Source organism: Nonomuraea rubra, from assembly GCF_014207985.1.
In the GTDB taxonomy this organism is placed as follows: domain Bacteria; phylum Actinomycetota; class Actinomycetes; order Streptosporangiales; family Streptosporangiaceae; genus Nonomuraea; species Nonomuraea rubra.
Genome location: NZ_JACHMI010000001.1, coordinates 7555502 through 7579175 on the forward strand (window position 1 = coordinate 7555502; position 23674 = coordinate 7579175).

Annotated in this window: 23 protein-coding genes; 9 read left to right on the forward strand and 14 right to left on the reverse strand. The window is 72.5% G+C overall.

What is annotated here, in order from left to right:
- Nucleotides 1-301: 301 nt before the first annotated feature.
- From HD593_RS34390 to HD593_RS62180, 4 genes are all read left to right on the forward strand, one after another.
- Nucleotides 302-784 carry a cation:proton antiporter regulatory subunit gene (locus tag HD593_RS34390; protein WP_185106103.1) on the forward strand — a complete coding sequence of 161 codons (483 nt, stop codon included), beginning with the start codon at nucleotides 302-304 and terminating at the stop codon, nucleotides 782-784.
- A gap of 8 nt (nucleotides 785-792) precedes the next feature.
- Nucleotides 793-1953 (forward strand): cation:proton antiporter, encoded by a 1161-nt coding sequence (locus HD593_RS34395; protein WP_185106104.1) that lies wholly within the window; start codon nucleotides 793-795, stop codon nucleotides 1951-1953.
- A 29-nt stretch (nucleotides 1954-1982) separates the two neighbouring features.
- Nucleotides 1983-2600, forward strand: a complete 618-nt coding sequence (locus tag HD593_RS34400) for a pentapeptide repeat-containing protein (RefSeq protein ID WP_185106105.1) — start codon at nucleotides 1983-1985, stop codon at nucleotides 2598-2600.
- Between the two features lie 153 nt (nucleotides 2601-2753).
- A complete protein-coding gene (locus HD593_RS62180) occupies nucleotides 2754-4658 on the forward strand; it encodes a hypothetical protein (RefSeq protein ID WP_185106106.1) in 1905 nt (634 codons plus the stop codon).
- Between the two features lie 171 nt (nucleotides 4659-4829).
- Here HD593_RS62180 and HD593_RS34410 read toward each other — a convergent pair whose 3' ends face one another.
- Entirely contained in the window at nucleotides 4830-5687 is an 858-nt protein-coding gene (locus HD593_RS34410) for a helix-turn-helix domain-containing protein (protein WP_185106107.1), read from the reverse strand.
- Nucleotides 5688-5790: 103 nt separating this feature from the next.
- Here HD593_RS34410 and HD593_RS34415 point away from each other — a divergent pair, with 103 nt between their 5' ends.
- Nucleotides 5791-6393 (forward strand): NADPH-dependent FMN reductase, encoded by a 603-nt coding sequence (locus HD593_RS34415; protein WP_185106108.1) that lies wholly within the window; start codon nucleotides 5791-5793, stop codon nucleotides 6391-6393.
- Nucleotides 6393-7385, forward strand: coding sequence for an aldo/keto reductase (locus tag HD593_RS34420; protein WP_185112303.1), 993 nt, complete (start codon nucleotides 6393-6395; stop codon nucleotides 7383-7385). The genes HD593_RS34415 and HD593_RS34420 overlap by 1 nt, the downstream gene beginning before the upstream one ends.
- Before the next feature lie 34 nt (nucleotides 7386-7419).
- On the opposite strand, the gene HD593_RS34425 is transcribed toward HD593_RS34420, so the two are convergent.
- The 3 genes from HD593_RS34425 to HD593_RS34435 form a co-directional block, all read right to left on the reverse strand.
- Nucleotides 7420-8421 (reverse strand): hypothetical protein, encoded by a 1002-nt coding sequence (locus tag HD593_RS34425; RefSeq protein WP_185106109.1) that lies wholly within the window; start codon nucleotides 8419-8421, stop codon nucleotides 7420-7422.
- Complete coding sequence (locus HD593_RS34430; RefSeq protein WP_185106110.1) at nucleotides 8411-9040, reverse strand: copper resistance CopC family protein; 630 nt, start codon at nucleotides 9038-9040, stop codon at nucleotides 8411-8413. The genes HD593_RS34425 and HD593_RS34430 overlap by 11 nt, the downstream gene beginning before the upstream one ends.
- 173 nt (nucleotides 9041-9213) lie before the next feature.
- Nucleotides 9214-9828 (reverse strand): hypothetical protein, encoded by a 615-nt coding sequence (locus HD593_RS34435; RefSeq protein ID WP_185106111.1) that lies wholly within the window; start codon nucleotides 9826-9828, stop codon nucleotides 9214-9216.
- 71 nt (nucleotides 9829-9899) lie between these two features.
- On the opposite strand from HD593_RS34435, the gene HD593_RS34440 reads away from it, so the two are divergent.
- Nucleotides 9900-10190: a hypothetical protein gene (locus HD593_RS34440; protein WP_185106112.1), complete on the forward strand. Its 291-nt coding sequence runs from the start codon at nucleotides 9900-9902 to the stop codon at nucleotides 10188-10190.
- On the opposite strand, the gene HD593_RS34445 is transcribed toward HD593_RS34440, so the two are convergent.
- The 6 genes from HD593_RS34445 to HD593_RS34470 all read right to left on the reverse strand — a co-directional run bounded on the left by HD593_RS34445 (nucleotide 10180) and on the right by HD593_RS34470 (nucleotide 17038).
- Nucleotides 10180-11220: a fatty acid desaturase family protein gene (locus HD593_RS34445; RefSeq protein WP_312903918.1), complete on the reverse strand. Its 1041-nt coding sequence runs from the start codon at nucleotides 11218-11220 to the stop codon at nucleotides 10180-10182. The two genes, HD593_RS34440 and HD593_RS34445, sit on opposite strands and share 11 nt — an antisense overlap.
- Before the next feature lie 232 nt (nucleotides 11221-11452).
- Nucleotides 11453-12604 (reverse strand): FAD-dependent monooxygenase, encoded by a 1152-nt coding sequence (locus HD593_RS34450; protein WP_185106114.1) that lies wholly within the window; start codon nucleotides 12602-12604, stop codon nucleotides 11453-11455.
- 26 nt (nucleotides 12605-12630) lie between these two features.
- A complete protein-coding gene (locus HD593_RS34455; RefSeq protein ID WP_185106115.1) occupies nucleotides 12631-14223 on the reverse strand; it encodes an MFS transporter in 1593 nt (530 codons plus the stop codon).
- Nucleotides 14224-14328: 105 nt separating this feature from the next.
- A complete protein-coding gene (locus HD593_RS34460; RefSeq protein WP_185106116.1) occupies nucleotides 14329-15729 on the reverse strand; it encodes an FAD-binding oxidoreductase in 1401 nt (466 codons plus the stop codon).
- 67 nt (nucleotides 15730-15796) lie between these two features.
- Entirely contained in the window at nucleotides 15797-16051 is a 255-nt protein-coding gene (locus HD593_RS34465) for a hypothetical protein (RefSeq protein WP_185106117.1), read from the reverse strand.
- Nucleotides 16052-16120: 69 nt separating this feature from the next.
- Complete coding sequence (locus tag HD593_RS34470; protein WP_185106118.1) at nucleotides 16121-17038, reverse strand: hypothetical protein; 918 nt, start codon at nucleotides 17036-17038, stop codon at nucleotides 16121-16123.
- A gap of 242 nt (nucleotides 17039-17280) precedes the next feature.
- Between HD593_RS34470 and HD593_RS34475 the strand changes: the two genes are divergently transcribed.
- Nucleotides 17281-18978, forward strand: coding sequence for an exo-alpha-sialidase (locus tag HD593_RS34475; protein WP_185106119.1), 1698 nt, complete (start codon nucleotides 17281-17283; stop codon nucleotides 18976-18978).
- Nucleotides 18979-19098: 120 nt separating this feature from the next.
- On the opposite strand, the gene HD593_RS34480 is transcribed toward HD593_RS34475, so the two are convergent.
- The 4 genes from HD593_RS34480 to HD593_RS34495 form a co-directional block, all read right to left on the reverse strand.
- Nucleotides 19099-19986 carry a DUF2382 domain-containing protein gene (locus HD593_RS34480; protein WP_185106120.1) on the reverse strand — a complete coding sequence of 296 codons (888 nt, stop codon included), beginning with the start codon at nucleotides 19984-19986 and terminating at the stop codon, nucleotides 19099-19101.
- Nucleotides 19987-20116: 130 nt separating this feature from the next.
- Nucleotides 20117-20656: a DUF4142 domain-containing protein gene (locus tag HD593_RS34485; protein ID WP_185106121.1), complete on the reverse strand. Its 540-nt coding sequence runs from the start codon at nucleotides 20654-20656 to the stop codon at nucleotides 20117-20119.
- Nucleotides 20657-20814: 158 nt separating this feature from the next.
- The gene (locus HD593_RS34490) at nucleotides 20815-22233 is read right to left on the reverse strand and encodes an alpha/beta fold hydrolase (protein ID WP_185106122.1); all 1419 of its coding nucleotides are present in this window, start codon (nucleotides 22231-22233) and stop codon (nucleotides 20815-20817) included.
- Between the two features lie 33 nt (nucleotides 22234-22266).
- Entirely contained in the window at nucleotides 22267-22542 is a 276-nt protein-coding gene (locus HD593_RS34495; protein ID WP_185106123.1) for a hypothetical protein, read from the reverse strand.
- 116 nt (nucleotides 22543-22658) lie between these two features.
- Here HD593_RS34495 and HD593_RS34500 point away from each other — a divergent pair, with 116 nt between their 5' ends.
- On the forward strand, nucleotides 22659-23657 hold the full coding sequence (locus HD593_RS34500; RefSeq protein ID WP_185106124.1) for an acetylxylan esterase: 999 nt from the start codon (nucleotides 22659-22661) through the stop codon (nucleotides 23655-23657).
- Nucleotides 23658-23674: the final 17 nt, after the last annotated feature.

Below are 23674 nucleotides of genomic sequence, written 5' to 3' on the forward strand. Positions count from 1 at the left end.
TTGCCGGACGGCGCCCGCTGCCTCTCACGTGGCCCGGACACCTAGGTGCAGTCTCGCACGTACGCCCCACCGCCTGCAGGCGACCATCACACGCCGGGGCTTCCGGGAGAAGCCCACCACAGCAGCCGGCCCGGAACGCGGGCGGCACAGCGCGGGGCGGGAGCCTGTGGCGTTCGCAGGGGGAGCTTGTCCGCGGCAGGGGACGCAAGCTGCGACGTAACGGGCAATTGACCGAGAACAGACCGGGGTATGACGTTGGTAGGGTTATCCGGAAATGTGCGGATCTGGACGGGTGGGTTAGGTGGAGGTCGAACAAACAGCACTGCCGGGAATCGGACTGCGACACGATTTCACCACCCGAAAAGGACAACGGGTAGGCGTCGTGTCCCACCGCACCGGACGCCGGGACCTGGTCATCTACGACAAGGAAGACCCGGACGCCGTCTGCCAGACGGTCAAGCTCAACGACGAGGAGGCCGACGCCCTGGCCGAGCTGCTGGGCGCCCCCCGGATCGTGGCCCGGCTCAATCAGCTCCACCAGCAGGTCGAAGGCCTGGTCAGCGTGCAGCTCCCCATTCCGGCCGGCTCCCCCTACGCGGGCCGCCCCATGGGTGACGCCCGCGTGCGGACCCGTACGAGCGCCTCCATCGTCGCGGTGGTGCGCAGCGGCCAGGTGTTCGCCAGCCCCGGACCGGACTTCCCCTTCAGCGCCGGCGACATCGTGGTCGTCGTGGGCGGCGAGGAGAGCACCGCAGAGGTCGCCGACATCCTGGCGAACGGGTAGGGCCGCGGGTGCACCATACCGCGATCGTTTTCCTCGAGTTCGGTGCTGTCCTCCTCGGCCTGGGAATCCTGGGCGCGCTCGCGCTGCGCGGGGGCATCTCCCCCATCCCGCTCTACCTGATCGCCGGCCTGGCCTTCGGCACCGGCGGCGTGCTGCCGCTGGCGACGAGCACGGACTTCCTCGAGATCGGCTCCGAGCTGGGCGTGGTCCTGCTGCTGCTCACGCTGGGCCTCGAATACAACGCCGACGAGCTGGTCACGAGCCTGACGGGCAACGCCCGCGCGGGCATCGTGGACCTGGTGCTCAACGCCGCCCCCGGCGCCATCTGCGCGTTACTGCTCGGCTGGGGCCCCGTCGCGGCCGTGGCGATGGCGGGCGTCACCTACGCCACCTCCTCGGGCATCACCGCCAAGGTGCTGTCCGACCTGGGGTGGCTGGGCAACAGGGAGACGCCGACGGTGCTGTCGCTGCTGGTGTTCGAGGACCTGACGATGGCGGTCTACCTGCCGGTCCTGACCACCCTGCTGGCCGGGCTCAGCTTCGTGCAGGGCGCGGTCTCGGTGGGCATCGCGCTGCTGACGGTGAGCGTGGTGCTGGTCGTGGCGCTGCGGTTCGGACGGTTCATCGAGGCGTTCGTGCGCAGCCCGAACTCCGAGGTGCTGCTGCTCAAGGTGGTCGGGCTGGCCCTGCTGGTGGCCGGCCTGGCGCAGCAGCTGCAGGTCTCGGCGGCGGTGGGCGCGTTCCTGGTGGGCATCGCGCTGTCGGGCCAGCTCGCCGAGGACGCGCACGCGTTGCTGGCGCCGCTGCGCGACCTGTTCGCGGCGGTGTTCTTCGTCTTCTTCGGCCTGCAGACCGATCCGGCGAAGATCCTGCCGGTGGCCGGGCTGGCCGCGCTGCTGGCCCTGGTCAGCATGATCACCAAGCTGCTGACCGGCATGTACGCCGCCAGGCGCGCGGGCATCGCCAAGGCCGGCCAGGCGCGGGCGGGCATCGCGCTCATCCCGCGCGGCGAGTTCAACATCGTCATCGCGGGCCTGGCGGTGGGCGCGGGCGTGCACCCCGACCTGGGCGCGCTGGCGGCCGCGTACGTGCTCATCCTGGCGGCGTTCGGCCCCCTGGCGGCCAAGCTGGTGCAGCCCTTCATCACCTCCATCGCCAAGCGCGCCTAGCGGGCGGCCGGATCCGCTAGTTTGTTCGCATGGCAGAGCGCAGGCACGGCATCCAGTCGCCCCCGACGGAGACGACGATCAGGTCCGCCGACTGGGACGGCCGCGAGATCGACGGCGAGAGCCATCACCGGGTCCTGTTCCAGGACGTGGACATGACCGAGCTGGTCGACCACCGCTCCTCCTTCGAGGAGTGCCAGTTCAGGAACGTGCGGTTCAACGTGTCGGTGCACGAGGACGCGCGGTTCCTCAACTGCACGTTCTCGCGCTGCTCGTTCTTCGACGCCACGTTCAGCGGGTGCAAGCTGACGGGCAGCATGTTCGACGGCTGCACGTTCGGGCTGCTGAAGGTGACGGGCGGCGACTGGTCGTACGTCGGGCTGCCCGGCGCCGACCTGCGCGGCAGCACCTTCCACGGCACCCGGCTGCGCGAGGCCGACCTGACCGGGGCCCGGCTGGAGGGCGCCGAGCTGCGCCGGGCCGACCTGTCGGGGGCGTGGCTGCACGGCGCCGACCTGACGCGGTGCGACCTGCGCGGCAGCGATCTCAGCACGCTCGACCCGCGCGAGGTGACGCTCAAGGACGCGGTCATCGACCCGTTCCAGGCGACGGTGGTGGCGGGCTCGCTGGGCTTCGACGTCCGGGAGTGACAGGCGTTCGGGAGTGATGGGCGTTCGGGAGTGATGGGCGTTCAGGGCTGACAGGCGTTCGTGACCGACGGGCGGGACGGAACTGACCGGCGGACGTGAGTGACGGTGGCGGCGCGGGTTCGCGGAGGGGCGCGAGTGCAGCAGGATGTGCGTGTGCCGAACGCCGAACTCACCGCCCCCGAGCAGGCCGTGGCCGCCGCCATCCGCCGCGGCCACGACGTGGACCTGCGCTCGGGCGACCCCGACCGCGACTCCCCCGCCAACGCCGCCGCATGGGGCGCCGACCGCGTCGTACGGGCGGAGGTGCTGGCGGAGCTGCTGCTCGGCGAGTACACCGACCCGGCCGACAAGCCGGCCCTGCGCCTGTCGGGGGCCCGCATCACCGGCCTGTTACACCTGGCGTTCGGCGAGATCGACCTGCCGGTCACGTTCCGCGACTGCGCCTTCGACGAGACCCCCGACCTGTACCAGGCCCGCACCAGCTTCCTCAGCTTCGCCGGCTCCAGCCTGCCCGGCCTGATCGCCTCGAACCTCCAGGTCGAGGGCGACCTGCGGCTGACCGGCTGCCGGGTGTCCGGCGAGCTGCGCCTGCGCAGCGCCCGCATCAGCAGCAACTTCTCGCTGAACGGCGCGCGCCTGCAGCCGTCCGCCGGTGCCGCGCTCAACGCCGAGCACCTGGACGTCGGCAGCAACCTGCTGGCCCGCGACGGGTTCACCTGCGACGGCGAGATCATCCTGACCGCGGCCAGGATCGGCGCCGCGGTGAACCTCGAAGGGGCCCGCCTGCGTGCCCCCGGCGGCCTGGCGTTCGGCGGGTCGAACCTGGTCGTCCAAGTGGGCCTGTTCGCGCGGGAGGTGCACGCGGAGGGCGAGTTCTCGCTGCGGTTCGCCCGCGTCTCCGGCCCGCTCACGCTGCGGCGCTCCGTGCTGCGCAACCCGGGCGGCCTGGCCCTGCACGGCGGCGGGCTGAACGCGGAGGCCGGCCTGTACCTGTCGCTGGTCGAGACCGAGGGCACCGTCTGGCTGGAGGGCGCCGCCGTCGGCCGCGCGCTCAACCTGGACGGCGCGCGCCTGCGCGCCCCCGGCGGCGTGGCGCTGAAGGGCGACCGCCTGGCCGTGGACGGCGCGCTGCTGGCCCGCGAGGGGATGTCCGCCGAGGGGGAGATCAGCCTGACCGACGCCTCGGTGACCGGTCCCGCGCACTTCAAGGGCGCCACCCTGGACAACCCCGGCGGCTCGGCCCTGTCGGCGAACGGCATCACGGTCGGCAAGGTGCTCAACCTGTGCGAGGGCTTCTCGGCGCGCGGCCGGATCCGGCTGACGTACGCGCAGATCGGCAGCCGCCTGTGCTTCGACGACGCCACGCTGCGGGCGCCGGGCGGCAAGGCGCTCACCTGCCGCCGGCTGGAGGCGCGGGAGCTGGCGATGCGGACGGCCGAGCCGGTGCGAGGCGCGGTCGACCTGCGGCACGCCCGCATCGGGGTGCTGCAGGACGACGCCGCGGTGTGGCCGGACGAGCTGTGCATGGACGGCCTGTCGTACGAGGCGCTGGAGCCCATGCTGCCGGCCGGCGAGCGGCTGGGCTGGCTGCGCCGGGACCCTGACGGTTACCTGCCGAACGCCTACGAGCAGCTCGCCGCGATGTACCGGCGGCTGGGCAGCGAGGCCGACGCCCGCGAGACGCTCCTGGCCGGCCAGCAGCAGCGCCGCCACACCCTGCCGGGGTACGCCAGGTTCTGGGGGCGGCTGCAGGACGTCACCGTGGGGTACGGCTTCCGCCCGCTGCGGGCGGCCGGCTGGCTGGTGGCGCTGCTGGCGGTGGGCACGGTGGTGTTCGGGGTGGCCGAGCCGCCGCCGCTGAAGCCCGGGGAGGCGCCGGGGTTCAACTCGTTCGTCTACAGCCTCGACCTGCTGCTGCCGATCATCGACTTCGGGCAGGAGAAGGCGTTCAACCCCGGCGGGGGCACGCAGTGGCTGGCGTACGGGCTGATCGCGGCGGGCTGGGTGCTGGCCACGACGATCGCCGCCGGCCTGACCCGCACGCTGCGCCGGGCCTGAGCGGCGGGCTCACAGCAGCAGGTTGACGACGATCGTCAGCACCACCGACAGGACCAGCGATATGAGGATCATCGCCAGGCAGCCCATCCAGCCGCCCAGCGGTCTGACCTCCCAGTTCCCCCGCCTCATGCCGGTCCGCTACCCGGGCGGGCGGCGCTCAAGCGGAACGGTTCAGGCGCTGACCGCGCGCAGGGCGCCGGGGTGGCGGCCGGTGAGGCGGTCGAGGGCCGCCGCGGTCTCGGCGTCGGCCGGCAGGTAGACGAGGATGCGCTGGTCGTCGCCGAGCAGGTCGAGCGGCTCCCTGGCCAGGCGCAGCTCACCGGCCCGGGGATGGGCGACGCGCTGCACGGGCGCCTGCCGCGGCGGCCCGGAGGAGGCGGCCAGGCGTCCGGTGAACGCCTCCCCGGCCGCGAACGCGAGCAGGTCCACCAGCTCGCCCGCCCACGAGTCGTCGGCCCCGGTCTCGTACTTGAGGGCGGCCGCCTGCTCGTCGGCCACCTTGTCCCAGTCGGGGAAGGCGATCCTGGCCCGCACGTCGGTGAACACGTACCGGGTCAGGTTCGGCGGGTCGCCGTCCAGGAGCCCGATGGGGCCGAAGAGCCGCTCGAACCCGGTGGTGTGGTCGATCACCTCGCCCAGCCGGTTGAACAGCGCGGCGGGCGCGGGCTCCAGCCGGTCGAGCAGCGCGCGCACGGCCGGGCGTACGGTGCGGGCGGGCGCCTGCGTGGCGGCCGGGCACAGCGCGAGGCCGCCGCTGGTCACCTTGGCCAGGTGGCGCAGGTGGATGCGCTCGTCGGGCGTCAGGCGCAGGGCGTCGGCCAGCGACACCAGCACCTGCACCGACGGGTTGCGGTCACGGCCCTGCTCCAGCCTGGTCAGGTACTCGACGCTCAGCCCCGCCACCGTGGCCAGCTCCGACCTGCGCAGCCCGGGGGTGCGGCGCCTGCCGCCGTCGGGCAGGCCCACGTCGGAAGGCTTGACGGCCTCGCGGCGCGAGCGCAGGTAGGCGCCCAGCTCGTTCTCGCTCACGACCCCCGAGTCTACGCACCGTGCCCCGGTTTATCGTGGCCCTGCCGGGGCCAGTCTGGGCACGGCCTTCCTGCGGGCGCGGCGGGTCGGCAGGCTGGCACCCATGACGAAGATGAAGTTGGGGGTGATCTCGGGCAGCCTTCGCGAGGGGCGCTACGGCCCCGGGATCGCCCGATGGTTCACCGGGCAGGCGAGCGCGCACGCACTGTTCGACCTGGATGTCATCGACCCGGCCGACACGCCGCTGCCCGCGGCGCTGCCGCTCTCGCAGGAGACGCTGATGGACGTGACCGGCCGGCCGGAGGAGATGCGGCGGCTGGCGGAGCGGCTGGAGCGGGCGGACGCGTTCGTGGTGGTGACGCCCGAGTACAACCACAGTTTCCCCGCCGCGCTCAAGCACCTCATCGACTGGCACCTGACGCAGTGGCAGGCCAAGCCCGTGGCGCTGATCTCCTACGGCGGGCAGGGCGGCGGCATCCGCGCGGCCGAGCACCTGCGGCAGGTCTTCAACGAGCTGCACGCGGTGACGATCCGCAACTGGCTCAGCTTCGACCAGCACTGGACCAGGTTCGACGCCGACGGCCGGCTGATCCGCGACCCCGAGGGCGCCGAGGCCGCCGCCAAGGTGCTGCTCGACCAGCTCGGCTGGTGGAGCGAGGCGCTGCGCCAGGCCAGGCTGGCCGTCCCCTACCAGGCGGCGGCGTGATGCGGTACCGGCTGCTCGGCCGCACGGGGCTGCGGGTCTCCGAGCTGTTCCTCGGCGCGATGACCTACCGCGAGAGCTCGCCCGAGGTGCGGCGTGTCTTCGACCTGTACGCCGGGTCCGGCGGCAACGTCGTGGACACGGCCTCGATGTACGGCGAGAGCGAGAGCGTGGTCGGCGAGCTGCTCCAGGGCCGCCGCGACCGCTTCGTGCTGGCCACGAAGTACACGCCCACCCGCGACCGCACCGACCTCAACGCCGCGGGCAACCACCGCAAGAACCTCGTCCTGTCGCTGGAGCAGAGCCTGCGGCGGCTGCGTACCGACTACCTCGACCTGTTCTGGGTGCACGTGTGGGACCGGCACACCCCGATCGAGGAGACGATGCGGGCGCTCGACGACGTGGTCCGGTCGGGGAAGGTGCTCTACGTGGGCATCTCCGACGCGCCGGCGTGGGTGGTGAGCCGGGCCGACATGCTGGCGGAGTGGCGGGGGTGGACGCCGTTCGCGGGGTTGCAGGTGCCGTACAGCCTGCTCAAGCGGGACATCGAGCGGGAGCTGCTGCCGATGGCGCGGGCGCTCGGCATCAGCGTGGCGGCGTGGGGCGTGCTCGCGCACGGGGTGCTGTCCGGACGGTACGCCGAGCCGGGGGCGGTGGCCTCGCGCGTGTCACCCGAGTCGATCAGCGAGCGGGACCGGGCCGGGGTGCGTGCCGTGCTGGAGGTGGCGGGCGAGCTGGGGCTCACGGCCTCGCAGGTCGCGATCGGGTGGGCGCTGCGGCGCGGCGTGCATCCGATCCTGGGGACGAGCAACGCCGAGCAGCTCAAGGACTGCCTGGGGGCTTCGGACGCGTCCCGGGCACTGCCGGAGGAGGCGATGCGGCGGCTGGAGGCGGCGGTGGAGTTCGACCTGGGCTTCCCCGGCGACTTCGTCGGCGAGGTGGACCGCAGCCCGGACATCTACGGCGACGCCCTCCCCCGCCTCGACGGCCGCTGACACCCCGGCCGGGCGGCCGGGGTGGCGGGGGTGGTCAGCAGAGCGCCATGGCCGTTTGCCAGAGGCCCGGCAGCGCGGCGAGGACGCGGTCCCCGCGGCGCCGGCGGTCGGCGAACGTCTCCGCTCCCAGGTCGGCCAGCAGCTCGTGGAACTCGTCCTCGTACTCGGCGGGCAGCCCGGCCGCCGACCGTTTGGCCAGGCAGCGCGCGTACGTGGCCACCAGCCAGAAGACCGCCTCCCTGTGCAGGCCACGCTCGATGAGCTCCAGGCCGCCGTCGATGGCGGCCGGGCGGGCGGCGGGAGAGATGTCGGAGTCGAACCGGTAGCCGGGCACCCGCACCGAGGAGGTCGCGTCGAACGCCTTGCTCAGCGCCGCCAGGTGCCCGCGCACCCTGGCGGCGTCGAGGCCGGCGCAGCCGAGCTGGTCGAGCAGGCTCTCGTGGAAGTCGATCCGCCCGTGCTCGGCGAGCAGTTCGCGGACGGCCGCGTACCGGCGGCGGACGGTGGGGTTGCGCAGCCCGGCCACGAGCAGCACGTGCGCGGTCACCCCCGTGCCGAACAGCCAGGCGGTGACCTGGTCGGGCAGCGGCGCGGACTCGTCCACGCCGTTGATCCATCCGCGCACCCGGTCCATGGCGTTGGTGCAGCGCGCGAGGATCCAGGGGCGTTCGGCGAAGTCGCGGGAGACGACCTGCTGAAGCTCGGTCAGCCGTCCGGACGGGTCGGCCAGCACGCAGGGCAGGTGGAAGCTGCCCGCGAGGTGGTAGTCGCTCAGCACCTCGTGCGAGGAGCCGAGAGGGCCCGTGGAGGAGACCTCCAGCAGCACCCCCTTGTACGGAAATTTCCCGATGTGACCGAGGTGCGCGCCCGGCTCGGCGACCACCATGACGTCCACGTCCGACGTCGGTGACAGCTCCTCCCGCGGGTCGGCCCACAACACCGACCCGGTCAGGAACGCCCCGCCGAACCCGGGCAGCGCGGCGCCCTCGTCCCGCACCCAGTCCCGCGCGACCTGCCTGGCCTGTTCAATCCGCATTCACTTCCTCCCGATCGGGCCTCCGGCGCGAGCTCCTGAACAGCACGAACGCGCCCAGCACCACCAGCACCGCCAGCCCGCCCCAGATCCAGCCGGGAACCCCGGCCGGCTCCGCGGACCGCCCCGCAGCCGGCTCCACAGCCGGCCCCGCAGCCTGCTCCGGGGCCGCCGCGGAAGGCTGGGCCGCCCCCGTGCCGGGAGCCGCGCCGGGCGGTGTGGCCGCCGCCGGACCTGCGGGCGAGGCCGATGCCGAAGATGATCCTTTCACGCTGAAGGGAATTTCGCCCTCAATGGGATGTCCGTCGGAGGAAACGACACGCCAGGCGATCACGTACGAGCCGGGCGTGAGCGGCTCCGGCACCTCGGCGGACACCAGCGGCCCGTCGAGCCGGGGCTCGCCGAGCGCGACCTCCTCACCGGTCGCGTCGTGCAGGACGACGAACGGGAACTTCACGCTCGCGCTGTACTCGAGCTCGATCTCCTCGACCGAGGAGACCTCGGCGTTCTTGGCCGGGGAGCTGCGCTTGAGCGTGTCGTGGGCAAAGGCGGGTGAGGCGGGCAGAGCCAGCAGCAGGGCGCAGGCTAGCGCGGCTGTGGCGGCCTTGCGGAAAAGTGCCATGACGGGTCCGTCTCCAGAATGATCTTCCGGACGACCGCGCCCGTGGCGCCGGACGTCCGGACACAGGCAAGGGTGAGAGGGGGAACGGCGGGCGATCGAAGCCGCTCAAGAAGCGCGACTGCTCGAAGGGCGCAGGCCCGCCGGAGGAGGGCCGGTGACGCCGCGAGGGGGCGTCAGTGACGCGTCGCCGCGGGTGGACCTCGCCTGGTGATCGTGCCGGAGACCGTCCGGCCGGTGCTGATGGGAGCGCCGGGTGTCATCGGCCGCCACCTGAGCGACGGTCCTCCGGCGCCTTCCGCCACGGGGGCGGTGGCGAGCAGCCGGATGGCCGGGCGCGGCGCCCCGTACAGGCGGATCATCAGCCACAGCGCGCTCTCGCCGCGATGCAGCCACCACGCCGTCAGCCCCGCCACCACGAGGTGCACCAGCACCATGCCGGGCGCGGGATGCGGATGCGCGGGTTCGAGCGGAGGGCCCAGGACGGGGCCGGGTGCGAGCCGTTCGAAGAGCTGGTGCAGCACCGTCTGGGTGCCGGCGGTCGCGGCGAGCACCGCCGCGAGCCCGCGCTCGCGCCCGTCGATCAGGTACGCGAGGCCGAGCGCGGCCAGCACCCCGGCCAGGTAGACGCCGAACGGCACGAGACCGCCACCGCCGAGCGCGTGCCCGCCCGCCGACACGGCGCCGCAGACCGTCGCGAACACCACGGCCCGCGACAACCTCAGCGCCGCGGACGCCACCGGAGCGCCCGGCACTGCCGGGTGCGGCGCGAAAGACGTCGGGACGGACACAGCCGACATCTTTTCACAAGGTTCCCGCCCCGCTGAGGTTCGGAACGCGCGTGTGCGGGCAGCGGACTTCGATGGACATCGCCACAAGCCCCGGCCAGGACCTGGAACGCACGATCCGCCGGGAGCTGATGGACGCGGGCTTCACCGTCGAGCCGTCGCTGATGTCCGCCGACGGCGGGCTCGGAGTCTGGCACGACCCCACCCGCGGGGTGGTCGTCACCTGGGGTACCTCAGCGGACCAGCTCGTCCGCCACGCGACCATCCGCTCCGCGGTCCTGCTCGCGCTGCGGACGGTCCTGGTCGAGGCGGGCCATCAGGTCAAGGAGGACTTCAACGGCCTGGAGCTGGTCGTCACGGCCTGACCTCGCGCAGCGGCCGGCCCACCTCGTGCAGGTGGCGCAGCGCCTGCCCCCATGACTCCAGCAGCCCGCACTCGACGTAGTCCACGCCGAGCGAGGCGCAGTAGTCGCGCACGATGGGCTGCGCCTTGCGCAGGTTCGCGGTGGGCATGCTGGGGAACAGGTGGTGCTCGATCTGGAAGTTCAGCCCCCCGAGCGCGGTGTTGACCACGCGCCCGCCGCGCACGTTGCGGGAGGTCAGCACCTGCTTGCGGAGGAAGTCCAGCTCGTCCTCGGCGGTGAGCACCGGCATGCCCTTGTGGTTCGGCGCGAACGTGCAACCGAGGTAGACGCCGTAGCAGGCCTGGTGCACGGCCACGAACAGCAGCGCCATCGGCAGCGGCAGCACCACGAACACCGCCGCCAGGTACGCCACCACGTGCGCCACCAGCAGCGCCCCCTCGGTCCCCCGGTTCTTCAGCGACGCGCGGCGCAGCGCGCGGAAGCTCGACACCTTGAGGTTCACGCCTTCGAGCGTGAGCAGAGGGAAGAACAGGAACGCCTGCCACCGCCCGATGAACCGCGGCAGCCCCCTGCTGGCCTCGGCCTGCCGCCGCGACCAGATGAGGACGTCGGGCGCCACGTCGGGGTCGTGCTCCTCGTGGTTGGGGTTGGCGTGGTGGCGGGTGTGCTTGTCCATCCACCAGCCGTAGCTGAGCCCGACGGCCAGGTTGCCGACGATCAGCCCGGCGATCCTGCTGACGCGCCGGGAGCGTGAGATCTGCCCGTGCGCCAGGTCGTGGGCCAGCAGCGTGACCTGGGCGAACGCCACCGCCATCAGCACCGCGACGCCGAGCTGCCACCAGGAGTCGCCGAGCGCGGCGAACAGCGCCCACGTGCCCCCGAACAGGGCTGCGACCAGGCCGATCCGCATCGCGTAGTAGCCGGGCCGCTTGTCGAGCAGCCCGGCCTCGGCGATGCGCCGCGAGAGCCGCGCGAAGTCGCTCCCGCGTCGCGCCTCCGGGGCCGGGCGGGAGGTCTCTGCCACAGTCACGTTTTCGTCTCCGATGCCGAGGAGGGGATGATCTCTCCTCAGCATCGCGAGAGAACGTGGTCCGGCGGACCCCCGCTGTCACCCGTTCTCGCGGTAGTGCACGCCCTACCATCGGCCGCGGCGCAGGGGCGTCCCCGCCGCCTGGGGATCGGGCCGGCCCATCGCACTCAGCGTGGCACTGGACGACGACTCTCTCACCTGGTGGGGAATGGCGGGCGGCGGGGGCGCCGGCTCAGGCGAGCTGCAGGGCGGGCATCGGCTCCGGCACCGCGGCCTCGCCGAGGATGTGCAGGTCCGCGCGGAAGGCCGCCAGGTACGCCTCGCGGTCCCGGAACGTCGCGGCCAGCGCGTCGCCGTAGTCGATGAGCTGCCGGTGTGCGTGCCTGCGCGGCTCGTACCTGGCGTGGAGCAGCTTGTCGAGCAGCTCCGGGTCGTCGCCCGCCGCGCAGATGACGTCCGCCAGGATCTCGGCGTCGTGCAGCGTGTAGCTCATGCCCATGCCGGTCATCGGGTGGCAGGCGAACGCCGCGGAGCCGAGCAGGGCGGCGTTGCCCTTGTGGTACGCCTCCACGCGCAGCGACGAGACCTTGATCAGCTGCCAGGTGGCGGGCTGCAGGGCGTTGAACGCGTCCGAGCTGTCGGTCACGAACTTCTTCAGCTCGTCGAGCAGTGCGGGGATGCCGTCCTGGAAGATCTCCTTGTCGTCCTCGGGCGGTAAGCCGACGAACACGCGGGCCTGATCCCTGTTGATCGGATAGAGGTAGGTGAGCCAGCCTTCCGAGCTGAAGTACAGCCGGTTGAGCTGGGCGACGCTGGCGCTCAGCGGCACGGTGGCCACGCGCATGAGCAGCCGTTCGTACGGCATCGTCCGCTGCTCGATGCCCAGCGCCTGGCGCACGGCGGACTTGGTGCCGTCGGCGCCGATCACCACCCCGGCCCGCAACCTCCGCCCATCCTGGAGCATGAGCTCTTCAACCCTCTCACCCACCGGGCCCTGGCCGACCGCGATGTCCGCGATGCTGGCGTCGAACCAGAACTCGACGTCCTGCATCGCGCAAGAGGTGTAGATGAGCTCGACCAGCTCCCGGTAGGGACGGATGAGGAAGCCGCCGTCGGGGAAGCGGCACTCCTTGATGGGGTCGCCATCGTGGTAGTAGCGGATGAGGTCGCGTCGCAGGCCATGGCGTTCGACGAGATCGGCCAGCCCGTGCCGGGCCAGCACCCGCAGGCCCGGGGGCTTGAGGAAGTCGGCGCCCGCGCTCGGGACGGAGGGTCCCTGCTCGATGACGACGACGTTCAGGCCGCGGCGGCCCAGCAGCAAGGCCAGGAAGCAGCCGCCGAGCCCGGCGCCGACGATGGCTACGTCGCACGATGTGGTTGCCATGACGAGAGCCCTTCTGAATGGTTGAACTAGTTCGTATGCCCGCGGATGCCTGCGAGGGGGCCGGGTTCGGCCGATCGCGGCCGCGGGACAGCGTCCGTGTAGGGGTCCGTGGGGGGTGTGCGGGTCTCGACTGGCAGCAGCGCGTCGGCCTCCGCCGCCACGGTGGCGAGGGTCATACGCAGCTCGAGCAGCAGCCGGCGGGGCACCTTGACCATGACGTCGTCCGGGTCCGGCCGGAGCCGGGTGATCTTGGTCAGGGCGAGTGCTCCGATCAGCACGGAGATGGCCACGCACAGGGCGAGCGCGCCGGCCAGGCCCGCGAAGGGGCCGGTCATGAACGGGTGGTCGATCACGACGGACACGACCGCGATGCCGACGGCTCCGCCGACCATGCGGGCCATGGTGGCCGCGCCGACGGCGGAGGCGTACTGGTGGGGGCGGGCGGCCAGGGTGGTGGCGACGGAGGTGCCGGGCGCGAGCGCGCCGACCCCCACGCCGACCACGACGCTGGCGATCAGGCCCCACACGGTGGGGCCCGCCTGCGTCAGCACGAGCACGCAGGCGCCGCCGCACAGCAGCGATCCGGCGTAGATGAGACCGTACGCGCCGACCCGCTTGACGATCTTTCCGGCCAGGAAGCTCGTCACGACGACGGCGACCGAGGTGGGGGTCAGCCACATGGCCACTTCGAGCATGGGGTAGCCGAGGTGCAGCAGGTAGAGCGGCTGCACGGTGAGCAGCCCGTACGACAGCGCGCCGAACCCCCAGGTGGCCAGCCAGCCCCAGACGAACCGGGGCCGCCGCCACAGGGCCAGGTCGATCGCGGGCAGGCGGTGGTGCCTGGCCTGCGCGAACGCGCCGCCGAGCAGGGCCAGCGCGGCCAGCGCGAGCCATACCACGTCCATGCCCCAGGCCATGGCCTTGGAGATGGCCAGCACGATGACGGCGATCCCGGCGGCCAGCAGCCAGGCGCCGAGCACGTCCGGCATGCCCTTGGCGGGGGTGCGCCGGCCGGACGGGAGAGCCACGCACGCGATGAGCAGCGCCACGCCGATGATGACGTCGGGGATGAACAGCGCCCGCCAGCCGACGGTGGCGGCCAGCCAGCCGCCGCCCGCCTGCATGAGCAGGCAGCCCAGCCCGGAGGCGGAGCTCCACAGTGCGATCGCGCCGCGGCGCTGCGACTCCGGCAGCTCGCCGAGCAGCAGCCCGAGGCTGGCCGGGATCATCGCCGCGGCTCCGGCGCCCTGGACGGCCCGTGCGGCCAGCACGTACGACCAGGGCTCCACGGCGACGGTGGCGATCCCGCCCAGCACGAACACCACGAGCCCGACGGCGAGCACGCGGCGGCGGCCGAACAGGTCGGCCCAGCGGCCGGCGGTGGCCAGCAGGGCCGCGATCGGGATGAACGCCGCGCTGGTCAGCCACACCAGGTCACCCAGCGGCATGCCGGCGCCGGCGGGTGTGTACCGCAGCACTCCCACTGCCAGGGTGGTGGCCGTGGTGTCGGCCATCACCGTCAACATGACACCCGCACCGACCAGGCGCAGCATCACACCGTGACGCCGGTCCGCGCCGGTCGTGCCCGTCCCCCGGACGGCCGCTGGTGACGAACGCACGTGTCCTCCTGTATGAGCGCTATGTGAGCGTCGGCCCGTCTCCGCCGCGCGCACCCTCCGGCGGTGCGGGTGGCGGAGCTGACGTGAGTCTCCGAAGGGGCGGGGTCAGGCGCCGTAGCGGCCGGGCGAGATGATGCCGTCCGGGTCGAGCGCCGTCTTGAGCCTGTGCAGCATGCCGAGGCCGGCGGTGCTGGTCTCGGACCAGACGTCGGCGGCGGCGTGATCGATGTCGGAACGGTAGATGGCGCAGCCGTGCCCGCGCAGCAGGCAGTTGCCGTCGTTGCGGAGCTGGTGCGCGCGGTAGGGGGCGTCGGGCGCGCCGCGTTCGAAGAAGATCTGGATGACGCCGTTGGCCAGGTGCTTGCCGACCAGGTTCCACTCGACCATGAGGGCGGTGGTGTGGCGGTTCACGGCGGTCTGCATGGCGGCGAGGATCTGGTCGGTCTTGCGGGCGTGCATGGGCATCAGCGGCAGCAGCGCCAGGAAGCCCATCGCGCCCTCGTCGATCCGGTCGCAGGACGTCACGCCGAGCGCGTTGTGCACGCCGCGGCAGGTGGGGATGCCCTGCGCCATGAGCGCCCGGGGGTAGAGCGGGTCGTCGGGGCCGACCTCGGCCGCGTCCACCACGCGCAGCGCCTCGGCGCCCTCGACCTCGATGAGCGCCTTGCGCAGCAGTTCCTCGGCCAGCTCGACGGTGGCGTCGCTGCCCATGAGCGGCCCGAGGATGGTGAACAGGCTGGGGTCCACGCCGGCGGGCAGCATCCAGTCGCCGTGGTCGGGCACGAGCGACAGCTCGCGCACGCGCAGCAGCCCGTCGGCCGGGTTGCCGCGGCGCAGGAAGTCGGTGACCGCGCCGAGCGCCACGCCGACCTGGTCGCGCGGGATGCGGCCGTGCACCAGCCCGATGGTCTCCGGGCGCGGCACCAGCGACACGGCCATGGCGGTGACGATGCCCAGGTTGTGCTGCACGAACGTCTGCGTCAGGTCGGGCCCGGCGACCCGGCCGTGGTAGCGTCCCGCCGGGTCCAGCCCGCCGGTGGTGACCACGCTGCCGTCGGCCAGCACGGCCTCCAGCCCGGCCACGTCGTGGACGCGGGAGCGGACGCAGCCGTCGCCGCGGTCGAGGGCGTTGCCGATCACGGAGGTGTCGGCGCACGAGGCGGTGACGTTGAGCATCCACGGGGTGTCGCGCAGCACCGCGGCGAGCTGCCGCTGGGTGACGCCCGGCTCGACGACCGCGAAGCCGGCCTCCAGGTCGAGGCCGCGGATGCGGTTCATGCCGCCGAGGTCCACGACCACGTTGTCGTCGGTGACCGGCGTGGCCGAGCCCATGCCCCAGTTCCTGCCCGTGCTGATCGGGTAGAGGCGGCGGCGGGCGGTCATGGCGTGCCGTACGAGGGCGCGGACCTCGTCCAGGCTGTGTGGCGTCTCGATGCCCGCCACGGTGCGCGGCTGGTGGCCCCCGACGTCACGCGACCGCAGCTCGGGTCGCGATAGTCCCTGCATGACTCTCCTCAAGGGGTGAGATTCGCTCTTCCGGCTCCCTGCGTCGGAGCCGCTGTGGGGGCACACGTCAGACGGTGTGCTGGAGCAGGTCGTCGATCGAACCGATGGCCTGGTTGGACAGCTCCCTGATGCCGAGCAGGCGCTGCTCGACGTGGACGTTCTCCTCCGGGAGCGGTTCGGGGAGCGGGGCGGTGCCGGGGAAGTCGAGCGTGCCGCGGGGCGCGGTCTGCGCGGGCACCTCGTGCAGGCTGTACGGGTGGCGGCGGACGTGGTCGGTGTGCTCGCGACGGGAGCGGGCGGGCAGGTGCGGGGGGGTTCGCATGACGGGAGCTCTCCTACCGGGCTCGAACGGGGGTTTCCTGGCGACCGCTCGCCGTTGAGCGGCTGGTGGTCAGCGCGCGCCCTCCTCGGTCTCCTCGAAGCCGGGGTAGCCGGTCCGTGGAGCGACCGCCGCGGGGGTGGCCGCGGGGGTGATTCGTGGCACGCCGTGGTTGATGACGCTCGCGGCGATGCGGCGCTCCGCCAGCCCCATGTGGGGACGGCCGGCGCCGGTGGAACCCGGCCGGGCACCGGCCGAGCCTGTGATCATGGAGCTGGCGTGCACCCAGCGGCGCGACTCCGCCAGCACCTCACGCTGCGCGCGGCCCAGCTCCGAATGCCGCGCGTAGTGCTCGCAGACGGCCCGCGCCAGCACCCGTGCCATCACGAGGTGCTCCTGGCAGGCGCCCGCGATCTTCGCTTCCAGGCCGGCGACCTGGGCGAGGAGCAGTTGCAGGTGCGGCAGGGCCGAGCTGCGCTCGAACCCGTCGAGCTCGGCCAGCCGCTCCGGCCAGCGCAGCCGCCGTTCGATGGAGGCGCACACGGCGCTCACCACCTGGGCGGCGGGCTCGTCGTCCGGGGCGCGGCCGTCGAGCTGCACGGCGCGCTGCGCGGTCGGCTCGAAGTCGGTGAGCCTGCGCAGGCCGCTCTGCAGCAGGCGGATGCGGTTGTGCAGGCACGCGGCGCTCCAGCCGAGCACCAGCAGGCGGTCGGCGTCGGCCTCGCAGTGCCAGCCGACCAGCGCCACCTCGCGGGCCATGCGGTGGTGCAGCACCCATGACTCCTGCTCGCCCACGGGCGCCGGCGTGTCGATCCATACCTGGAGTCCGCCGGGGGGCAGCTCCGCGACCCCGACGTCCATGCCCTCGGGCGCGACCCTGGCGCAGATCCGCCGTACGACGCGTTGCTGGGCGGCTGTCTCCGGCGCCATGGGCGCCGGGCCTGGCAGCACACGTTCCTGGGCGACTCTCGCCCTCGGCTCGATGCTCAATCTGGGCCACCTCCCGACCCGACCTACGTAAATTGACACTTAATAGTGCCGTCCCGATCGTCGTTATGCGGCGGTTTTCTGTCAACTGCTACTTAACGCAGACGGTATGGATCGCCGGCGGCCCAGGAAGATCGAGTCGTTGATCCCGGACTTCCCGCAGGTGAATGCGCGGTTACGCGGGGTTGATGATCTAGAGTCCGTACGGTGCGGCAGATCGTGGACGACAGGCGGGGAGAAAGCCGGTGCCGGTGACCAGAGCCATGGTCGCGGCCCTGTCCATGGCCGCCGGGCTGCCCGCGTACCACGGTCCGGCGCAGGCCGGAGGCGGTTACTGCGTGCTACCTGATCGCCCCATTCAGTCCGGCCCTTACCTCGTCGCCACTGCTTCCTTCCTAGACTGGATTCATCCGAATCCGCCGCCGGCCGAACCCGAGCCGGAGGGCGCGGAACGCCTCGACTTCGCCGGGTTCCCGAACGTGTCGGCCCTCGACGTGACCGGCCCCCGCGGCCGTCCCGAGACGAAGGTGATCGCCACGTACACCACGAACGTGGACAAGGTCGTCACCCTCACCAGCGCCGCCGCCGTCTCGGAGGACGGCGGGCGCACCTTCGGCCCGGCCGGCCAGACGCCGCTGCGGGAGTCGCCGATCGAGCTGCACGACGGCCGGTTCTTCGCCACGGAGTACTACCTGGCCAGGACGGGCCCGCACACGGCTCGCCTGGGCGTGCTCACCTCGTCCGCGCTGGAGGACGGCGAGAGCTGGCTGCGCTCGGAGGCCGTCCTGACCACGCCCGGCGACCTGCTGCCCGGCGGGGCCGCGCACGGGGCGCCGATCCAGCTCGCCGACGGGACGATCCTGATCACGGCCTACGCGCGCTACAGCGGCACCGGGGCGTACCAGTCCGAGGTGTACGCCAGCCGCGACGGCGGGCGCACGTTCGAGCGGCGCGGGGTGATCGCCGAGCCCGAGCCCGGGTTCGCCTACAACGAGGCGGCGGTCGAGCAGGCGGTGGACGGCAGCCTCGTGGCGGTGCTGCGCCGCGACGGCGGCAGGTACTCCACGCTGCACCAGAGCCGCTCCACCGACGGCGGGCACACCTGGGAGCCGGTGCGGGAGCTGCGCCTGGCCGGCTACGACTGCGTGGTGCGCGGGGTGGCGCCCCGGCTGCTGCTGATGCCCGGCGGCGCGCTCGTGCTGAGCGCCGGGCGGCCGGACAACTGGCTCACGGTCTCGCCCGACGGGCTCGGGCAGGAGTGGCTGGAGCCGCGAGTGACCTACCACAACCGCGACGGCATCGTGGACGTGCGCGGCTCCTCCGGCTACACGGGGCTGGCCGCCGTCGGGCCGCACCGGTTCATCCAGGTGTTCGACAACTGCAAGCTGCCCGGGGTGCGGCCGGACGGGCTGCTCGACGAGACGGCGTGCCCGGCCCACGGCCGCTTCGAGTACGGCGGCCGGTACGCGGTCAAGCGCCTGCTGTTCGACGTCGCCACGCCCGGCACCCGGCTGGACCTGGCCGCGCTGCGCCGCCGCGGCGAACTGCGCGTCTCCACCGACATGCGCTGGACGAGCCCCCGGCGGCCCCGGACGCGCCCCGGCGGCGCGCTGGACGGCAGCACCGGCTACTGGTCGAGCGCCGTCGCCCGGGGCAGGGGCCGCTACGTGCTGCACCTGGACCGGCCGTACCCGCTGGCCCGGATCGGCCTGAGCCTGCGCCCCGGGCATCCCGCGAGCGCGCGCGTGTACGTGTCGGCGAACGGCCGCTCCTGGGGCGAGCCGGTCGTCACGATCAAGGACCGGGTCGACCACGCCCTGCGCTACGACGAGATCGGCCGCACCGCCCGGCACGTCAAGATCGTCACCGAGCCCTCGGCGGGCTGCGACCCGGAAATCGGCCGCACGTGCGCGGTGCTGAACGAAGTCGAGCTCTATTCGTGAATGCGCCGGCGGCCTGAACGATAAAGTTTTCTGCCAGTTGGGGAACGAGGTCAGAGCGGCGAATTCGAATACGCCCGCGGGGGGCCGCTCCGGCGCCCCCGCGCGACTCCTTGCCAGCCCTTACCGGCCCGGCGGCATGTCGCCGCGGCGGCCGAAGGGCATGTCTTTCTCGTCCCCGGTCACGCCCTCCTCGTCGATCTCCAGCCGCTCCTTGCGGACCTGGCCCTCGACGGTCTCCTCGTGCTGGACGTCCTGCTTGCGTACGTGGATGCGCTCGACCGGCTTGGTCTCCTTGCCGACGACGGCCCGCTCCTCGTGCAGGATCATCTCGCGGTCCTCGGCCTGGATCTCGTACGTCCCCGCGGCCTGGCCGTCGCGGATGGGCTCGCGCTCGACCACGACCTCCTCGTGCGAGAGCGGGATCGTCTGCTGGACGTTCTCGGTCTCGACGTACTTGTGCAGGCGAACGCGGCCTGTCTCCCTGCTCTCCTTGCCGATGTGCAGCTGCTCCTCCGACCGGGTCATCTCGATGTCGCGCTCGTCGGTGACGCCGCCGGTCATGCCGCCGGCCATCCCGCCGGTCATGCCGGCCCGCTCGCCGGTCAGGCCGGCGGCCTCACCGGTCAGGCCGTTGCGCTCGCGCTCCCCGGTGACCGGGCCCCGGGTACGGGCCTCGCCGGTGCGCTGGCGCGGGATGTCGGTCGGCTGCATGCCGTAGTAGCGGTAGAGATCGGCCTCCTCGCTCAGAGACAGGCGGTCGTCCACGTCGATGTTCGGCGCGCCCTTGATCATCTCCTTGTCGAAGGGGACCCGGATCTCGTCGCCCGAGCGGCGGGAGTTGGCCAGCGGGACGAAGGTCTGCTTCATCCCGAAGAACCCCGTGCGTACGGTCACCCACTCCGGCTCGCCCGAGTGATCGTTGAGGTAGATCTGGCCTACCTTTCCGATCGACTGTCCGTCCGACCCCACCACATGGCATTCGAGTAGGTTGCGGATCTCTGTTTGCATAGCCACAACGATCCCCCCGATGTGTTCGTCCTGGTTCAAAAGGGACAAATACCCTAAATCGCCATATCGCCACACAAGGATGGGGCACGTTTCGTTCTATTTCACGAAACGACTCTGAAGTTCTTTCGGATCAGCCCTCCTGGGCTTTTTCGAGCGCGTCCAGATGTTGCTGGAGGGACTGCTGAGCCGCGCCGGCCAGCGCCTTCACCGTCTGGTTCGAGCCCTTGGAGACCTCGGTCTTGGTAGCGGCCAGCGCCTCCTTGTGCGCCTTGATCATGCCCGAAAGGAAGTCCTCGTCGAAGTCCTGCCCTGAGGAGCCGCGCAGCCGTACCACCTCGGCCCGCTGCGCCTTGGACGGGGAGGTGGGCAGCTGGATGCCGAGTTGCGTGGCCGTCTGGGTGACCTTGGTGTCCAGCTTCGTGTGGTCCTGGACGAGCATCTTGCCGACGGCCTTGACCTGCTTGGTGGTGCCCTTGCCCATCGCCAGCCGGCCCGCCTGCACCTCGGACAGGTTGCCCTCGTGGATGGTCCGCATCCAGGTCTTGTCCTGCTCGGACGGCTGGGTGTCGGTCCGCGCGGGCACCGCCGCGGTGTTCGGCGCCACGGCGGCGCAACCGGTGAGGGCGGCCAGGGCTGCGGCGGCCAGCGGCAGGGTGAGACTCGTGCGCATGAGGATTCCTAGGACAAGGTGATACGTCTTCGATACAGAGAGTAACCATCGTGGAGGCCATGACCCGGCATTCCGCCTGCTCAGGCGCGTCAGCCACCCGGCCGCCCGTTGCGGAGGCCGTGCGTCATGAAGGGCCACACGTTGCGGGGGGCCTCGCGTTACGAGGGGCCGCGGTAGCCGGGGGGTGGCTCCTCGGCCGGGTAGGCGTTGGGTTCGCCGCCGGTGAGGAACGTGCGCAGGACGTCGAGGTAGGCGTCGGTGCGGCCGGGTGGGGCGGCGTTGCCGACGTAGGCGAGGCGGGTGTCCGGGAGGGTGCGGCGGTAGGCGGTGGCGTCCGACCAGGGCTCGGCGTCGCAGGCGCCCTTGACGATCAGCACGGGCACGGCCGTCCGCACCAGGTCGTTCCTGAGGGAGGCGGGCGTGGTCCGCCCGGCCAGGGCGACGTATCCACCGTGGCCGGGGCCGGGCGCGGGGGCGGGGCACGCGGGGGCGGCCTGGTTGCGGAGGAGGAGCGCGAGGTGGGCGTCCAGCTCGCGGTCGCCGGCGAAGGCGCGGGCGGTGGCCGGGTCCACCCGCAGCAGCGCCGAGACCGCCAGCGTGCGGGGGTGCGGCAGGGCGCCGGGGCCCAAGGGGATGGCCGAGGTGGCGATGCGGGACGGGGCGCGTGCGGGGGTGAGGCCGGTCGGCGAGTACAGGACCGCTCTGGCCACCTGGCCGGGGTGTGCCGCCAGGTACGCGGCGGCGAGTTGCGCGCCGTAATCTCGGGCCACGAGGTTGAGGCGCCCGGCGCGTACGGTCCGCCGGATCGCCTCCAGGTCGGCCACGTCCCGCGCCAGGCCGTACCCCCGGGGGTCGGCCAGCCTGGCCGAGCGCCCGGCGCCGAGCTGGTCGTACACGTACACCTCGAAGCCCGCGGACGCGAGCCGCCCGTAGAACGCCGAATCCCCCTCCAGGTCCCCGACGCCCGGGCCGCCGTGCAGGAAGACCACCGGCTCGGGTCGCGTGACGCGTTCGGGTGCGATCCGTACGTACGCCAGCCGCGACCCCGTGGGCAGCCGCCACTCGCGCTGCCCCGCCACCCCGGCCGGGGCCGGCGGCACGGCGAGAGGATTCAGCGTGAGCGCGGAGACCTGCCAGACCGCCGCCGCCTCCACCCCGAGCACCAGCACCGCCCGTGACCAGCGGCCCCACGCCACGTGCGGCCTGGGCACGCACAGCAGCAGCCCGAGGAAGAGCACCGACGCGAACACGGCCAGCCCCACCACGGTGAACACCTCGGGGCCCGCACCCACCAGTGCCATCCCCGCCAGCGCGGCCAGCCCCGCGACCGGCGCCAGCGCCAGCACCAGCCCGCCGGCCACCATCCGCCCGGCCACCCGCCGGACCAGCCGCCGCCCCCTGCGCCCGATCGGCTGCTCGGCCGGGTGTTCGGCGGAGGTGCGGGCGGAACCTCTCCCGGAGGAACGTTTCCGGCCGGATGAGGCCGACCGGCTGGGCGACGGCCCGGTGGCGGGCGGCTGGGCCGAGGGGGTGGGCGGGGTGCGGTGGTTGGGGGAAGGGTTGGCGTTGGGGGGCACGAAAGGGACGTTAGTGCACGCTCCCCACCCCGGTCAGGGAAGTGACCGACCCAGGCGCAGCCGGATGCGATCGCCCCGCCGCACCGACTCGCGTACGGTCCACACGCGCTCGTCGATGACCGTGCCCCTGGCCGTCATGTACCCGCCCATCCTGAGCACCGGCCGTCCCGTGTCGTCGCGCAGCAGTTGCGCCCGCGACTCGGAGTCGTCGCCGAACAGCACCAGGAAGTCGTGGGTGCCGGCGGGGGCGTCGAGGATCAGGCCGGGATACAGGTGCGAGTGGGGGACCTCGATGACATGCTCGCTCACGCGTCAACGTCTACCCAGCCGTCACGCTTCAAGCGTAAGCAGGGCCCGGGATATCGCTTTCCACGGACATGAGGTGAAATATCAGCAACCTTTTTCCTCCAGGCTGGAGTACCACTGTGCCACTGTTCGACCTGCCGCTCGAGCAACTCCGCGAGTACCGCCCCGACCGTGACGAGCCCGCCGACTTCGACGCGTTCTGGACCGCCACCCTGGCCGAGGCCGGGGAGTTCGACCTCGCGGCCGAGTACGTCCCCTACGACCTGCCGCTGACGGGCGTGGACGTGTTCGACGTGTCGTTCGCCGGGTGGGGCGGGCACCGGATCAACGGCTGGTTCCTGCTGCCGCGCGGCGTGGACGGGCCGGTCCCGTGCGTGGTGCACTACATCGGCTACAGCGGCGGGCGCGGGTTCCCGAAGGACCACCTGCTGTGGCCCGCCGCCGGGTACGCGGTGTTCGTGATGGAGACGCGCGGCCACGGCGGCGCGAACGTCGGCAGCCCCGGCACCACCGGCGACCCGCACGGCAGCTCGGGGCCGCAGGCGCCCGGCATGATGACCAGGGGCATCCTGGACCCGGCCGACTACTACTACCGGCGCGTGTTCACCGACGCCGTCCGCGCGGTGGACGCGGCGGCGGCGCATCCGGCCGTGGACGCCGAGCGCGTCGTGGTGTCGGGCGGCAGCCAGGGCGGCGCCATCGCGCAGGCCACGGCGGCGCTGCACCCGGGTGTGCGGGCGGCGCTGATCGACGTGCCGTTCCTGTCGCACTTCCGGCGGGCCGTGGAGATCACCGGGCGGGATCCGTACCAGGAGCTGGTCAGGTTCCTGGCCACCCGGCGCGACTCCGCCGAGCAGGTCTTCCGGACGCTGGCGTACTTCGACGGGCTGAACTTCGCGGCCCGCGCCACCGCGCCCGCGCTCTACTCGGTGGCGCTGATGGACGACGTCTGCCCGCCGTCCACGGTGTTCGCCGCCTACAACCACTGGCAGGGCCCGAAGGAGATCACCGTCTGGCCCTGGAACAACCACGAGGGCGGGGGCGGCTACCAGTCGGAGGAGCAGGTGCGCTACCTGCACAAGCTCCTCGGTGAAGGTGAAGGCGAGGGCAGGGACTAGAGCTGGGAGCGGGGCCG